The 16,670-nt window shown below is 36.8% G+C and carries 13 protein-coding genes; 8 read left to right on the plus strand and 5 right to left on the minus strand.

Features of this window, described 5'->3' with window-relative positions; genetic code table 11:
- The first annotated feature begins 107 nt into the window (after positions 1–107).
- The 7 genes from DRF59_RS16075 (at position 108) to DRF59_RS16105 (ending at position 6,469) form a co-directional block, all read left to right on the plus strand.
- A complete protein-coding gene (locus DRF59_RS16075; protein ID WP_115962465.1) occupies positions 108–1,112 on the plus strand; it encodes a zinc metalloprotease in 1,005 nt (334 codons plus the stop codon).
- 235 nt (positions 1,113–1,347) lie between these two features.
- Positions 1,348–1,878 carry a hypothetical protein gene (locus tag DRF59_RS16080; RefSeq protein WP_115962468.1) on the plus strand — a complete coding sequence of 177 codons (531 nt, stop codon included), beginning with the start codon at positions 1,348–1,350 and terminating at the stop codon, positions 1,876–1,878.
- 15 nt (positions 1,879–1,893) lie between these two features.
- Entirely contained in the window at positions 1,894–2,538 is a 645-nt protein-coding gene (locus DRF59_RS16085) for a hypothetical protein (RefSeq protein ID WP_115962471.1), read from the plus strand.
- Positions 2,517–3,296: a sensor histidine kinase gene (locus tag DRF59_RS16090; protein WP_115962474.1), complete on the plus strand. Its 780-nt coding sequence runs from the start codon at positions 2,517–2,519 to the stop codon at positions 3,294–3,296. Before DRF59_RS16085 ends, DRF59_RS16090 begins: the two co-directional genes overlap by 22 nt.
- Before the next feature lie 2 nt (positions 3,297–3,298).
- A complete protein-coding gene (locus DRF59_RS16095; protein ID WP_115962477.1) occupies positions 3,299–3,940 on the plus strand; it encodes a response regulator transcription factor in 642 nt (213 codons plus the stop codon).
- 239 nt (positions 3,941–4,179) lie between these two features.
- Positions 4,180–5,175, plus strand: a complete 996-nt coding sequence (locus tag DRF59_RS16100) for a zinc metalloprotease (RefSeq protein WP_115962480.1) — start codon at positions 4,180–4,182, stop codon at positions 5,173–5,175.
- Between the two features lie 298 nt (positions 5,176–5,473).
- Positions 5,474–6,469, plus strand: a complete 996-nt coding sequence (locus tag DRF59_RS16105; protein WP_115962483.1) for a zinc metalloprotease — start codon at positions 5,474–5,476, stop codon at positions 6,467–6,469.
- A gap of 41 nt (positions 6,470–6,510) precedes the next feature.
- On the opposite strand, the gene DRF59_RS16110 is transcribed toward DRF59_RS16105, so the two are convergent.
- The 4 genes from DRF59_RS16110 to DRF59_RS16125 form a co-directional block, all read right to left on the minus strand.
- A complete protein-coding gene (locus DRF59_RS16110; RefSeq protein ID WP_115962556.1) occupies positions 6,511–8,376 on the minus strand; it encodes a M1 family metallopeptidase in 1,866 nt (621 codons plus the stop codon).
- A gap of 255 nt (positions 8,377–8,631) precedes the next feature.
- The gene (locus tag DRF59_RS16115; RefSeq protein WP_167456688.1) at positions 8,632–9,459 is read right to left on the minus strand and encodes an endonuclease/exonuclease/phosphatase family protein; all 828 of its coding nucleotides are present in this window, start codon (positions 9,457–9,459) and stop codon (positions 8,632–8,634) included.
- A gap of 92 nt (positions 9,460–9,551) precedes the next feature.
- A complete protein-coding gene (locus tag DRF59_RS16120; protein ID WP_115962486.1) occupies positions 9,552–11,750 on the minus strand; it encodes a M1 family metallopeptidase in 2,199 nt (732 codons plus the stop codon).
- Positions 11,751–11,837: 87 nt separating this feature from the next.
- Positions 11,838–12,719, minus strand: coding sequence for an SDR family oxidoreductase (locus DRF59_RS16125; RefSeq protein ID WP_115962489.1), 882 nt, complete (start codon positions 12,717–12,719; stop codon positions 11,838–11,840).
- A 127-nt stretch (positions 12,720–12,846) separates the two neighbouring features.
- Between DRF59_RS16125 and DRF59_RS16130 the strand changes: the two genes are divergently transcribed.
- Complete coding sequence (locus DRF59_RS16130; protein ID WP_115962492.1) at positions 12,847–15,144, plus strand: GH92 family glycosyl hydrolase; 2,298 nt, start codon at positions 12,847–12,849, stop codon at positions 15,142–15,144.
- Positions 15,145–15,269: 125 nt separating this feature from the next.
- Here DRF59_RS16130 and DRF59_RS16135 read toward each other — a convergent pair whose 3' ends face one another.
- Positions 15,270–16,604: a dihydroorotase gene (locus DRF59_RS16135; RefSeq protein ID WP_115962495.1), complete on the minus strand. Its 1,335-nt coding sequence runs from the start codon at positions 16,602–16,604 to the stop codon at positions 15,270–15,272.
- Positions 16,605–16,670: the final 66 nt, after the last annotated feature.

Genomic DNA, 16,670 nt, shown 5'->3' on the forward strand with positions numbered 1-16,670 from the left:
AAATAAAAAACAACGATTATTTACATTTAACATAAAAAAATATTTAAATTATTAAACATATCTTATTAAAATTTACCATATATTCGTTTTCTTAAAAAAACGAATATATGAAAAAAATCTTTTTTGGAGCCTTAATTGCGCTCTTAGTTTCATGTAATAATAATGAAACCGAAAACATTACTCCGGAAAACACAAATGTGGAACAAGCAAACATCACTGCTGGTAAAGAAGCATTCTGCGGTTCTGATATTCTCCGGAAAAAGCACCTTGCAGAGGATCCTGCTGCAATGCAAAGAATGCTTCAGATAGAAAGCCAGACCGCCAACTATATTGAACAGAAAAAGATGGGTAAAATTTTACCTGACGGAAGTATAGAAATACCAGTGATCTTCAACGTACTTTATACAAAAGCCGCTAACAATGTATCTGATGCCAGAATAAATTCGCAAATTGATGTACTTAATAAAGCTTTTGCATCTACTCACGCTGACATTTCAAATATTCCGGCAGAATTCCAGCCGGTTAATGCAGGAGATACCAAAATAAAATTCAGATTGGCTGGTATCAACAGAAAATCAACAAAAACCTCCAGATGGGCACCGGATGATAAAATGAAAAAAGCATCCACAGGAGGAATGGACTCTACAGATCCAACAAAATATCTGAATATCTGGGTAGTGGATTATATGCCGTACCAGTCAGGATATGTCCTGGGTTACGCCACCTTCCCGGAAGATGCAGGACTCTGGAATGACGGAGTAGTTATGATGGATGATTATGTAGGAGAAGGAGGTCCTGATCCAACTCACAATCAAGGAAGAGTTACAGTACACGAAGTAGGCCACTACCTAAACCTAAGACATATCTGGGGAGATGCTAATTGTGGAAATGACTTCGTGGATGACACTCCTCAACAGATTACAAAACACTCCGGAGTACCAACATATCCAAGATATGAAACCTGCGGTGGAGTTTCCCGTTCTGTAATGTTTATGAATTATATGGACTATTCAGACGAAACAACCTTATTTATGTTTACACAACAACAAAATAACAGAATGCAGGCTACCATTTCAGCAACCGGACCACGGGCCGGTTTAAGGGTTCTGTAATTGTTTTAAAAAGAAAAAGGCTGCCTTAAGGCAGCCTTTTTCTTTTAAATCTAATATTCCTCACAATTCAAACCGTAAAGCAACCCAAATAAAAACATATTCCATAGTTTTATTCTTTATAAAAATAACAATCCGTAAAAACACGGTAATTTTTATCGTATAATTCCCCAGGACGTAAGTACATTTGATATCTTTTTTTTACGAAATTTGCTCTTTAATCATAAACAGCTAAGACATGAAAAAATCTACAGATGAACAGACTCCAAAATCCGGCATAATGTCCAGTGATTTGATCAAAACTCTAATAGAAAATTATCGTCAAAATCATCTGAATGCCATCAACAGCAACCTGAATATTAAAGATGCCCATTCCATCTGGTTTGACCTGCCTAAACTGAAAAGGTTTATCGCCACCATGGAGAACGAAGCACGTAAAGTAAACCCCAATTGCACAGAGGATGACCTTGGCATCAGATTTTATTATGCAGCTTACCCCAAAACAGAAAGCTGGGAAATTATGAAAACTCATCCGGTCCCGGAAGAATATGCAGAAAAACATACATTGGTTTTAATTCCTACAATGAAAAAGGAAAATGAGACAGGAGAAACACTTCATTACGATTTCAATCCGCTATATAATGAGCAAACAATGGCATTAGCATTAAATAGCCGAAGTAAAAAACAACAGCCCAAAGATGAAAATTCTATCGGAGAAAATAGCGGACAGCTCATTCCTCCGTCAGATTCTAAAGTGGAATCATTTTAATCATCCCTCAAAAACATGACCGAATTCCAGGATTTCATAAGCAAAAGCATGCTTTGGGTAGAAGGACTCACAGCAGTTATTGCCATTTTCTATTATAATCGCGAAAAAAAACAGCAATGGAAATTTTTCGTATTTTATCTGGTTTTCATTTTTCTCTGTGAAGCATTTGGAAGATGGGGAAACTTTATTTACTTCTCAAAAGCTCAATATTATAATTATTTCGTAATGCCATGCCAGTTTATTTTCTTCTACTGGCTGTATGCAGCAAAATCTTTGCAACAACCAAAACTTTTTTATATCCTGTCACTGCTGTATCTACTATCCTTTATTCCCAACGAAATATTTTTTTCCGGAAATAAAATAGTATTTGCTTTCAACTACACTTTCGGCTGCCTCATTTTAATGCTCCTGGTAGTAATGGAATATTACAAACAAATTAACTCCCACGACATTCTTAATTTTAGTAAAAACAGAATGTTTTACATCAATTTAGGCATCACTCTGTTTTATATTGGCACTCTGCCTTTTTTTGCACTTTATTCCCCTCTGAGAAAATATTTGGAGATTTGGAATATTTATTTTGATTACTTCCTGATATCAGGTATAGTTATGTATATTTTATTCTCAATTTCATTAATATGGGGAAGACAGAACTCTTGATCATCATTATTTTGTTTAATATTTTTTTCGTAATGTTTGTCGTTGCGGTTGTGATCTACATCAGGAATTACAGACAGCGTAAAAAGGAATACCTGAATGAGATTGAAATGAAAAATGAGGTTCACCAGCGGGAGATACTGGCTACCCAACTGGAAATCCAGCAAGCCACAATGCAACAGATCGGACGGGAACTTCATGATAATATCGGTCAGAAACTCACCCTTGTAAGCTTGTATGTTCAGCAAATGCTTTATGAAAACAAAGCTCCTGAAGCAAATGAAAGAATTGATCAGGTCTCACAAATCATCAATCAATCGCTTCAGGATTTAAGAAGCCTTTCCAAAACCTTAACTGATGACAACATCAACCAGAAAGAAATTGTAACTTTGATTCAGGAAGAAGTAGACAATACCAATTCTTTTAAAAAATGCAATATAAGTTTTGAACATAACTTTGACCAGCTGGATTTAAGTTTTGTCCATAAAAATGTCCTCCTTCGAATTACGCAGGAATTTATTCAGAACAGCATTAAACATTCTGAATGCAAGAACATTTTTATCAGCCTAAATACTTCAGAAGATATACTCTGGGAATTGAAAATCCGGGATAACGGAAAAGGATTTGATCTTTCAAAGATCCAATCAAATGGTATCGGTCTTACCAATATGAAAAACAGAGCTAAAATTATTGGGGCAGATTTTCATATTGAGAGCTACGAAAACACAGGAACCCAGCTCCATATTATCTTAAAAAAATAATTATGAAAAAAACAATTGTAATTGTTGATGACCATATTCTTATTGCAAAAGCCCTGGAAGGCATTATTGGCAATTTTAACGAATTTGAAGTAATCTACGTCTGTGAAAACGGAAAAGATCTTATACAGAAATTTGAAGAAGGAAATAAAATTCCCGACATTATCCTTTTAGATATCAGTATGCCTATTATGGATGGTTTTGAAACAGCAAACTGGCTCACGAAAAATCATTCTGACATCAAAGTGATGGCTCTTAGTATGCAGGGAGACGACAACAGCGTAATCAAAATGATTAAAGCAGGAGCAAAAGGTTATCTGTTAAAAAATACTCATCCCAGAGATCTGGAAACAGCACTCTGCAGATTAGTTTCTGACGGTTTTTATTATCCGGAATGGGCTTCAAAAATTATATTTACCAATCTTAACAAGGATCAGCAGACAGAAATGTCAGTAAAAATTTCAGATCGGGAAAAAGAATTTTTAAGATATACCGTAACGGAATTAAGCTATAAAGAAATTGCAGACAAAATGTGCTGCAGCCCTAGAACAGTAGAAAGTTACCGTGATCAGCTTTGCGAAAAACTTGACCTGAAAACCAGAGTAGGCTTAGCTGTGTTTGCCATCAAAAACGGTTTTGCCAATTAAGACTACAGCATATATTTAAATTATATTCAATAAAATAGTTTTGAATTAAAATTTTTCATTTAAATAAAATAAAACAAGAAAATATTTTTATAAAAAACATAAGACACTAAATTAACAATTATCACATATTCAAACATTATGTTAAAAGAATGAATTATATTCAACATTTTGGTTAATTTATTTGCATATTATATTCAAATGGTATAAATTCACGATTCTTAATATAAAAAACAAGACTTATGAAAAAACTACTATTTGGAGCTCTTATGCTCGGCTTGATGTCTGCCTGTAACAGCGACAACATCACAACCCAGAACGAAGAGACTGCAAATCTATCAACCACTTCTTCATTAACTGCTACCAGCAGAATATGTGCATCAGAAGACCTCAGAAAAGCAGCACTTGAAAAAGATCCTGCACTTAGACAAAAATTTGAAGAGCTTGAAGCAAAAACAGAAAAGTTTGCTCAGGATCTGAAGCTAGGCAGAGTTCTTGCTGATGGCACAGTAGAAATACCTGTAGTTGTAAATGTAATATACAGAACAGCTGCAGAAAATGTTTCAGATGCAAGAATCGCAGAGCAAATTGATGTTTTAAATGCGGATTACGGGGGCACTAATTCCGATGCGTCAAACATTCCTTCAGAATTCCAATCTGTAAAAGCCGGTGACGTAAAAGTAAGATTCAGACTGGCCAACACAGTAAGAAAATCCACCACCCAAACAAGCTGGGGAACCAACGATTCCATGAAAAAAGCATCTACCGGAGGTATTGATGCAACAAACCCATCTAATTACCTGAATATCTGGGTAGTGGGTAATATGGGCAATATTCTTGGCTATGCTACATTCCCGGAATCGGCAGGATTATGGAACGACGGAGTAGTAATTGCAGCTCCATTCTTTGGTAAAACCGGAGCAAGCTCTCCATTCAACCTGGGAAGAACAGCTACTCATGAAGTAGGTCACTATCTGAACCTAAGACATATCTGGGGAGATGCCAGATGTGGAAACGACCTGGTTGCAGATACTCCGACACAAACAACCAGCAACGGAGGAAAACCTACATACCCTCTTTATAATCGTTGCAACGGCGTAAGCAGATCCGTGATGTTTATGAATTACATGGATTATGTAGATGACGCAGCAATGTTCATGTTCTCTGCAGGACAAAAAACAAGAATGCAATCTGTAGTGGCAGCTTCAGGCTCCAGAGCAGGATTGAGAGTTTACTAGATTACAATATTAAAAATAGATCGATGAATACTAACCGCCCCGATGGGCGGTTTTTTAATTTTAAATTTTACAGCAACACTATAAATAGATATAATATTTTACGTTAAAAAACACTTAAAAGTGAAATAAAAAAATAATTTTAATAATTTTGATTAAAATTCAACACATACTAAATATAATTATCATAATAACATCAATTATTAAAAAACATTAACAAAATTCAATCAAAATACGAAATAATTTGCGTATTAAATTTATTTAATATAAATTCACACTTTCAAATCCAAAATAATATAATATGAAGAAAATTCTCTTGGGAGCCGGAATTATATTTCTGGCCTCCTGTAACAACGATGTTAATTCTGTAACAGAACAACAGGAAGAAACCCCTACTCAACAACTAACTAACAGAAGATCCTGCCCTTCTGACATGATGCGGGACAAGATCTTAAGCACAGACCCTGCTGCAAGAGCAAGAGTTGAAGCGATTGAACAATTCACAGAAAAACATCTTAATGACATTAAAGTAGGTAAGGTTCTGGCCGATGGTACCGTAGAAATCCCGGTTGTCTTTAATGTTGTATACAACACCAGCAGTGAAAATGTATCCGATACAAGACTACAATCACAGATTGATGTTCTGAACAGAGATTACGGAGGCACCAATGCAGATAACAGCAATACTCCTTCAGAGTTTGTTCCGGTAAAGGCAGGTGATACCAAAATCCGATTCAGGTTAGCAAAAACAGTCAGAAAGCAAAGCAGCATCACAGTCTGGAATCCTGATGAAAATAAAATGAAATCTGCAACAACGGGTATAGCTGCCACCTCTCCGGATAATTATTTAAACATTTGGATTGTTAATAATATGAGTGGCGGAACCCTTGGCTATGCTTATTACCCCGGAACTATTTCAGCTTCTTTAGATGGTGTTGTTATCGCAGCACCTTATATCGGAACAGGATCCGGCACTTCCGCCCCGTTCAATTTGGGAAGAACAGCAACTCATGAAGTGGGTCACTATTTAAATCTACCTCATCTTTGGGGATCTTCCAATACAGGATGCCAGACAGATTACTCCAATGACACTCCTGTTTCTCCGGGCCCGAATTACGGAATACCATCGTATCCTCTCTACCGTACATGTAGTGGAGTAAGCCGATCACAGATCTTTATGAATTATATGGATTACGTAGATGATAAAGTCATGGTCATGTTTACCACTAATCAGAAGCAAAGAATGCAAGCCGTAGTTTCTGCTTCAGGACCAAGATCAGGTCTGAGAGTCTACTAATCAACATAAAAAAAGCCTTCAGGAAATTGAAGGCTTTTATTCTATAATTTTTTACTGTTATCTTCCGGTGTATAATCCATAAAAATATCTCCATCCAAAAGTACAGATTTTACTTTTTTCTTAATTGGAATAACAAGATCCGTAAGCTTCTGGTCTTTTTCCCATATCGAAGGTGAAAAATGAAGTTTCTCTGTTGTTTCATCTTCATACGTCAGAACCGCATCAAACGGGATAGCAAACCCACCGACATTCACAACATTTACAGTTAACAGGTCATTCATCTGGGACACCCCATTTACCTTCAGATCAATATAATTGTTGGTATAGAACCAATTCTGAAAAAACCAGTTTAAGTTTTTCCCCGATCCTGTATTCATTGAATTAAAATAATCCCATGGAACAGGATGCTTACCATGCCAGTTATCCATATAATGATGTAATGCTTTTTTAAATAATTCATCTCCCAGATAATCTTTCAAAGCCAGGTAAGACAAGGAAGCCTTCACATAAGAATTATTACCGTAACCGGAACCACTTACCTGAGTACTCATTGTGATGACAGGCTGATCCTGCTCAGCTGAAGGATCACTGATCCATTTTTTTACCCGGAAGTTTTTATAAAACTCCTTGGCACATGCTTCTCCATTTTCATCAATCCCAATCAAATATTCCAGAGTGGTTGCCCAACCTTCATCCATAAAAGCATATCTGGTCTCATTAATTCCCATATAAAAAGGGAAATACGTATGAGCAATTTCATGATCAGCAGTTAATCTGGCATCCTGAAGATTATCAGGAATACTGCTGTCATTAATCATCATTGGATATTCCATATCAGCATAACCCTGAATAGCCGTCATAACATTATAAGGATATTCAACACCCGGCCAGTTTCTGGAAAACCAATCTAAATTATAGCGCATCCAATCCACATACTGTTCAAAGTCTTTCGCTCCTGCTTTATATCCGGCCTGGACACTTGCTCTCTTTGTTTTTAACTGCACACTGGAAGCATCCCAAACATAATGATTGCTTAGTGCAAAACAAAAATCAGTAATATGATTGGCTTTAAATTTCCATACATTCCATTTATTCTGCTTTGTAACTTTTCCTGATTTCATTTCCTGTTCAGTCGCAATATGCATTACCTTGTCACTTTTCAGAGAAGCCTTATACCTTTTTAAATATTCCGGTTGCAACACCGCCTCAGGATTCAGAAAATCACCTGTTGCCCAAACAACATAATTTTTTGGAGCCGTGATCGCAAAACTATAATCATTAAAATCATTATAGAACTCCTGCCTGTCAGAATGCGGAAGCATATCCCAGCCATTATAATCATCATAAACTGAAATTCGCGGGAAAGAGTAAGCTACATAAAATGTTTCGGGATCTATTTGCCCTTCCCTGCCACTTTGTACAGAAAGCGGATATTCCCAGTCTATTTTAATCTCTGTCTTTGATTTAGGCTTCAAAGGAGATTTCAGTTTAACTTTTTCAACAGTTCCCCAATCATCACTATTAATATCATATTTTACTCCATTTACAATGAATGATTTAATTTTAAGTCCTGAAGACAGAAAATCCTTAGAAACTGTTCCTGAACGTGGAGATTGAGGCTTATGAAGGTTATTCACAAATCTTATAGCCAGCTCATTAAGGGTATCAGGACTATTATTGCTGTAAACAATTGTTTCTTTTCCGGAAACTATTTTTGTAGCAGCATCTACTTTTACCTCAACATTATAAGTTCCTTTATTCTGCCAGTAATTTTTGCCGGGAGCTCCGGACGTATTACGGGTTCCTTTTTCATAAGCTTTTTTTATATTTCTCGGCATATATAAATCCTGGGCAGAAAATTGCAACAACGAAGCAATTAACATTACACCGGAAAAAATTCTCTTCATAATGATCTTTTTTAAGATTGACGCCAAAAATAATGAAAATGTACCATAGATAAACATTTTCCTTTGCGACAACGCATTCTATAAACTGGTTTTAAAAAAAAAATTTTACTTTCTGCTAATTCTTAAAGTCCCATCATTTTTATCTTTGCTCAATAACCATCTCTTTGACTTTAATTATTTCTCTATTCACAAAAAGTAAAAGTAAAATAATGGTCTAAAATGAACTAAACGGCCATCTTTAGACAATACGAAATATCAGAATGAAAGTTCAGTAATAACCGGGAAATGATCTGATGGATAAAGCAGATTCTCTCTTCTGTCATTGATATGCCTATGTGACTTAATTTTAAACCCTTTGGTAAAAATATAATCAATTCTTTCTTTTGGCACTTCATTTATATTGAAGCCTGTAAAAGTTCCTACAGGACCGTAATGCTTCGTTTCCGAATGGTAAAAAGAGTCCTTCATATTCCTCGAAAGAATTTTAATAGGTTCAGTATCTTCTGTCAGATTAAAATCTCCGCTTACTGTTACGGGAAGATTTTTAGGATTAAGCTCCTTGACTTTTTTTAGGATAAGCTCAGAAGACTTCACCCTTGCTACATTTCCAATATGATCAAAATGAAGATTCATCGCGAGAAATTCTTTCCCGGACTTTTTATCTTTAAATATTGCATATGAACAGATTCTGTTCAAAGCCGCATCCCATCCTCTGGAAGGTATTTCAGGAGTTTCGGAGAGCCAAAAAGTACCTGATTTTATAATATCAAGCCTATCTGTATTAAAGAAAATAGCAGAAAACTCCCCTTTTTCTTTTCCGTCATCTCTTCCTACTCCAATGTAATCATAATTCTTAAGTCCGTTTTTAATATCTTTCATCTGCTCAGGTAAAGCTTCCTGAACTCCAAAATAATCGGGATGATAATACGTAAGTAAATCTGCTACATCCTGCTTTCTCTGTGGCCAGGCATTCTCCTTATCGGAATCTACATTTAGTCGGATATTAAAGCTCATTACCGTAAGATCCTGCGAAAATCCCAATACAAAAAGCATCAGGCATACCATTGAAAATCTAAAATTCATAACCTATTTTATCAATAAGAGACAAAAATAAGACTTCTCTGTCAACAGAAAAGTCTTATTTATATCATAATATTGTTAAATTATTCTAAAAGTTATTCTTTACTGAATTTAAATTCCCTTCCGGCTTCCGTAAGGGTAATATTTTTTTTGTCACTGCTGAAAATAATAGTCAGATCAGCCTGATCAAAAATAAACTTATTATCTCCTGTATATTCAAGAGGAAATTCTGCCTGTCCTGCAACCATTCCATAAAGCTGTCCGTTTTTCTCCGTAAAAGTGATCTTAAAGTTAATCTCTTTACTTCCGTAGACACCTGTAAAATCTTTGACATTTATTTTACCTACAGACCTGATGTCAGAAGAGATCCAACTATTGTTTTTTACATTAACATCAGGAGTCACAGAATCCGGATCAAGCTTTACCTCATCTATTTCCTTATCAGAATTCACTTTAAAAGTCCATTCCGTATTTCTTTTCCATACTTCCACAGGGATTTTCACAGTTTGAGCAGTTCCATCCTTAAATTTCACCTGAACTGTAGTAGGCATAGGCAGCTGACCAAGATTTTCAACAGTTACCTGAGCTCCGTTTTTAAAATCTCCGCTGATATATTTTACATTCTTGACGGCCTGGTCAATTTTCCATTTATTAAAGAACCATCCTCTCCAGAACCAATTCAGCTCTTCTCCGGAAACATTTTCCATAGTATGAAAAAAGTCCCATGGAGTTGGATGTTTAAACGCCCAGCGTTTAATATAGGTTCTGAATGCCTTATCAAATTTTTCAGGCCCAAGAATTGCTTCCCTTAAAATGGATAATCCTGTACCTGGCTTATAGTACGCCAAAGCACCGATATTTCTTTCTTTCATATTATCAGGGCCTACCATAACAGGCTCCAGATGATCCCCCATAAGAAAACTCCCCGATCTGGCCAGGTTCTGTTTTCTATAATATTCACCTTTATTAAAAGCTTCCGTTGAAAGTCCATTAATAAAGGTATTAAATCCTTCATCCATCCAGGCAAACAGCCTTTCATTAGAGCCTACAATCATAGGAAACCAGTTATGTCCGAACTCATGATCTGTTACCCCCCAGAGATCCTCTCCCTTTGAATCCATATGACAGAAAACAATTCCCGGATATTCCATTCCCCCCTCGTTTCCTGCAACATTTGTAGCGGCCGGATAAGTATATTCATACCATTTTTTGGAATAATGTTCAATCGCTGCTTTTGTATATTCAGTGGATCTTCCCCAGGCTTTCTCACCGGCACTTTCAACAGGATATGCAGAAATAGCAAGAGATTTTCTTCCACTGGGCAAATTAATTTTTGCAGCATCTATAATAAATCCGGAAGAAGAAGCCCATGCAAAATCCCTGGCCTGTGTAATTTTAAATTTCCAGGTTTTTGTTCCTGCTTGTTTATTTTTACCAATTTCAGATTCCAGGCGGATCATAACTGTTTTATCACTGTTTCTTACCTGATTCCAACGGTTAATTTCTTCTTTACTGTACACTTCTCTCTCATTAAGAAGCTCACCAGATGCTACAACATAATGGCTGGCAGGTACTGTGATGTTTGCCGTAATATTTCCATATTCCAGATAAAATTCCGAAGCACCAAGATAAGGCAGCGTATTCCATCCTAAAACATCGTCATAAACACACATTCTCGGATACCATTGCGCCATAGTAAAGATTCTGCCATTTTTTGTATCCTGTACTCCCATTCTGTCCGATCCGTATTCAGGTGAAATGAAAGAATAATCAATTTTAATCTTTGCTACTCCTCCTTTTGCTTTTAATTCTTTAGGGAGATCAATCTGCATCCTCGTATCTGTAACAGTATATTTCACTTCTTTTCCATCAAGTTTCACTGACTTAATGGAATATCCTCCGTTAAAATCTTCGCCATGTGCCCCATTTCTGCTTCCTGACAACGGAACCACACCATTTCCACGGGAATCTTTTGCAAATAAATTCTGATCCAATTGCAGCCAAAGAAAACTTAGCTGATCGGGGCTGTTATTCGTATAGGTAATTTCAGCAGTACCAGTAATTTCTTTTTTATCTTCATTCAGACTTACATTTAAATGATAATCCGCTGAATTTTGCCAGTAGGCATGACCAGACTGGCCACTTGCTGACCTGGTTTCCGTCCCCGTCTGAGGATAAAAAAAGGGCTTAAAGGCTTCTATATAATCGTATTTTGGAGTTTCTTGTGCATTTAAAGAGCCTGAGAACAGGAAAAAAGTGACAGCCGAAACAAGCACCGGAAGTTTATAACTCATGTGAAAAAATTTTGTTATCCTTCTGCATAAGTAAAAAAAAATCCCGGAATTGTTACAAATCCGGGCACTTTATTTATTTTTTTTAATCTAATTTGATTTTTTAGCTTTTATCATCGCTTCCAATGCGTCCCACATTTCCGCCGGTATTGCTTCAAGCATATTAAATTCACCTGCCCCCTGCAACCATTCACCTCCGTCAATAGTTACTACTTCTCCATTCATATATGCCGAATAATCCGAAACCAGATAGGCAGCCAGATTTGCCAGCTCCTGATGCTCACCCACTCTTCTCAGCGGAACTTTTTTTCTCATATCGAATTTTTCCTGGAGATCACCAGGCAGAAGCCTATCCCAGGCTCCTTTTGTCGGGAATGGTCCCGGAGCAATGGCATTAAATCGAATTCCATATTTTGCCCACTCTACAGCCAAAGACCTTGTCATAGCCAGCACACCTGCTTTTGCACAGGCAGAAGGCACCACATAAGCAGAACCTGTCCATGCATATGTCGTTACAATATTCAGTACGGTTCCGGGACTCTTAGATGATATCCAGTGTTTTCCCACCGAAAGCGTACAATTCTTCGTCCCCTTTAAAACAATATCTAAAATTGAATCAAAAGCAGAATGGGTAAGCTTTTCTGTAGGCGAAATGAAATTCCCTGCGGCATTATTCAATAAAATATCAATCTTACCAAACTCTTTCAGTACAGCTTCTTTCATTGCTTCAACCTCATCCCAGTTTCTCACATCACAAGCTACACAAAGAACCTTACCACCGGTTTCTTCTTCCAGTTCTTTTGCTGTAGCTTGTAGTTTTTCAAGGTTACGCGAAGTGATCACAACATGAGCTCCAAGCTCAAGGAAATATTTTGTCATCGCTTTTCCCAGTCCGCTTCCTCCTCCTGTCACAATAGCTACTTTATCTTTTAATGCGCCTTCACGCAACATTGGCTGTGTATATAAATTCATATGAAATATTTTCCTAAAAATAATAAATATTGAACGGAATGCCCTCAAATTAAATTTATAAATAATGCCATAAATAATATTCTTTGTTTTTTAATTACTTTTATCATTCAATAATATCCTTTCAATTATGAAAAAAACGGGAACCGCTATTCTTCTTTCATTGTTGTTTTTTACATCAACTATTAAAGCCCAAAAGTTTGAAAAGCTCTATCAGTATGTAAATCCACTGATCGGAACAGAAAAAATGGGGCATACTTATCCGGGGGCCACTGTTCCATTCGGAGCCATACAGTTAAGCCCTGAAACAGATACTGTTTCTTATGAACTCAACGGAAAATATAATGGTGAAGTATATAAGTACTGTGCAGGGTACCGCTATGAAGACCAAACAATTACCGGATTCAGTTCTACACACTTTAGCGGAACAGGCCACTCCGATTTAGGAGATTTTCTTATTATGCCGACGGTGGGAACACTCCAATTAAATCCAGGAACAGCCTCCCATCCTGAAAAGGGATACCGGAGCAGGTTTTCTCATCAAAATGAAAAAGCAGAAGCCGGATATTATAAGGTAAAACTTGATGATTATAATATTTTAGCTGAACTGACTGCCACAACACGAGTGGGTGTTCATCGTTATACATTTCCCAAATCAGATCAGTCTCATATCATTTTAGATCTGATGGCAGGTATTTACAATTACAATGGAAAAAATGTCTGGACATATGTTCGTATAGAAAACGGCAACACCATAACAGGTTATCGCCAGACTAACGGCTGGGCAAGAACAAGAACTGTATATTTTGCTATGACATTTTCAAAGCCGTTTAAATCATACGGACAAAAAAACTATGATGCCACACAGGTTTATAAGGGGTTTTGGAGAAAATTTAACCAGACTGAAAATTTCCCGGAAATCGCAGGAAAAGATCTGAAAGTATATTTTGATTTCAACACCACTGAAAATGAATCCATTGAAGTTAAGCTTGCTATTTCTCCTGTAAGTCAAGCTAATGCATTAGAAAACCTTAAAAAAGAAACAGGAAACTTGCATTTTGATGAGGTCAGGACTAAAGCTCAGGAAGAATGGAATAAAGAATTAAATAAAATTGTAATCAAAGGCTCTGAAACTGAAAAGATTAATTTTTATACTGCAATGTATCACACCTTTATCAACCCAACCACTTATATGGATAGCAATGGTGAGTATAAGGGTCTCGATCAGAACACCCATAAAGCAGAAGATTTTACAAATTATACGACCTTCTCCTTATGGGACACCTACCGCGCACTCCATCCCTTCTTTAATATCATTCAGCCCAAACGGAATAATGATATGGTGAAATCCATGATGGCACACTATAATCAGTTTTCAATGAAAATGCTTCCCATATGGTCACATTATGCCAATGACAATTGGTGTATGAGTGGTTATCACAGTGTAAGTGTAGTTGCCGATGCCATTATTAAGGGAAATTATAGCGGAGATCCGAAAGAAGCTCTGAAAGCCTGCGTTGAAACAGCTAATAAAAGAAGTTATGAAGGTATAGGACAGTATATTGACTTAGGTTATATTCCTGCAGAGAAAAACGGGACCTCAGTTTCAAACACGCTCGAATATGCTTATGATGACTGGGCCATCGCCCAACTCGCAAAACATTTAGGGGAAACGGAAATTTACAATACCTTCATCAAACGTTCTGAAAACTGGAAAAATAACTTTGACAAAACCATAGGATTTATGCGCCCCCGTCTTGCAGACGGAAGTTTTAAAAAAGATTTCGATGTACTGAGTACTCATGGACAGGGCTTTATAGAAGGAAATTCATGGAACTACAGCTTCTTTGTACCACAGAACCCACAGGAACTTATAAAAATAATGGGTGGAGAGAAAAAATTTGCTTCAAAGCTTGATGAACTGTTCACCATGCATTTGCCTGACAAGTTTTTTGCAGATACTGAAGATATTACCCGAGAAGGGATCATTGGTGGATATGTCCATGGAAATGAACCTGCTCACCATGTTGCCTATCTGTACAACTGGGCAGGGCAGCCCTGGAAAGCCCAGGCAAACATCCGTCATATTCTGGAAATGCAGTATAAAGCAACGCCAGACGGATTAGGCGGAAATGATGATGCCGGTCAGATGAGTGCATGGTATATTTTGAGTACACTTGGATTCTACCCTGTTGCACCAGGCTCAGAAAATTATTCTATCGGAAGTCCGGCAATTGATCATGCAGTTTTAAACCTGGAAAACGGAAAAACCTTTGAAATTGAAGCCATAAATCAGAGCCCCAAAAACGTATATGTTCAACGCGTCTTATTAAATGGTAAAGAGATTAAAAATTTCACATTGAAACATTCTGAAATTATGGCCGGAGGTAAACTTACTTTCCATATGGCAGACAAAGCGAAAAAATAAATATCTTTTAGATAACGATCCTGGCTAAAAGCCGTAATAAAAAAGTGGGACTTTGCCCACTTTTTTTAATATCTGATAATAGTACCAAAAGAATCAGAATTTTCCAGTTGCATCCCTGTCTATTATTACTCCACTTCAAAAAGGAGACGCTCTCCAAACTTTTCCTCAGTAATTTTTCCATTTTCATACACGAGGTGTCCGTTTACAAAAGTATGGGTTACTTTTGAATGGAAATTCATTCCTTCCAGCGGGCTCCATCCGCATTTATATAAAATATTATCTTTAGCTACCGTCCAATCTGCATTCAGGTCTGCCAAAACTAAATCTGCTTTATATCCCTCTTTTATAAAACCTCTCTTCTCCACCTTGAATAATATAGCAGGATTATGACACATCTTTTCAACGATTTTCTCTAATGAGATTTTTCCGTTTTTATAGTTTTCCAGCATTACGACTAATGAATGCTGTACCAAAGGGGCCCCGGAAGGACATTTTGTATAGACATTCTGTTTTTCTTCAGCAGTATGAGGAGCATGATCTGTCGCAATTACATCAATCCGGTCATCCAGCAATGCTTTCCAAAGTGCATCTTTGTCTTTTTGAGTTTTAACAGCCGGGTTCCATTTGATAAGGCCTCCTTTCGTTTCATAGTCTTCATTGGTAAAAGTCAGGTGATGAACACATACCTCAGCAGTGATCTTTTTATCTTTTAAAGGAATATCATTTCTGAAAAGTTCCATTTCTTTTGCTGTTGAAAGGTGAAATACATGAAGCCTTGCTCCCGTTTTCTGAGCCAGCTCAATTGCTTTTGAAGAAGATTTATAACAAGCTTCTTCGCTTCTGATCAGATGATGAAATTTTACAGGAATATCTTCTCCGTATTCATCAATGTACTTTTGGGTATTGGCCTTTATGGTTGTTTCATCCTCACAATGAACTGCAATCAGCATTTTAGTATTACTGAAAATTTTCTCTAGAGTTTCAGGATTATCCACCAGCATGTTTCCGGTAGATGACCCTAAGAATAATTTAATTCCCGGAACATTTCTGGGATTTGTTTTTAAGACCTCCTCTAAATTGTCGTTGGTTCCCCCCATCATAAAGCCATAGTTCGCATAGGCCTTTTCAGATGCGATTTCATATTTGGCAGCCAGCAACTCCTGAGTAACTGCGTTCGGAACAGTATTAGGCTGGTCTATAAAGCTTGTTACCCCGCCTGCAATTGCTGATCTTGATTCACTTTCGATATCTCCCTTATGAGTAAGTCCCGGTTCGCGAAAGTGTACCTGATCATCAATAACTCCTGGAAGAAGATATTTACCTTCTCCATCAATAATCTGATCTGCATCATCAGAAATAGACGTTGCTATTTTAGAAATCAAATCATTTTCAATCAGAATATCGCTCTCAAAGATCCTGCCTTCGTTAACAACTTTTACATTTTTGATAAGGGTTTTCATTTTTACGTACAAATTAGATGTTAGTTATAAAGAAGTCAGAACCTGTCTTAAGTTATAAAATTTAAT

This window comes from Chryseobacterium flavum (assembly GCF_003385595.1).
Taxonomy (GTDB): domain Bacteria; phylum Bacteroidota; class Bacteroidia; order Flavobacteriales; family Weeksellaceae; genus Chryseobacterium; species Chryseobacterium flavum.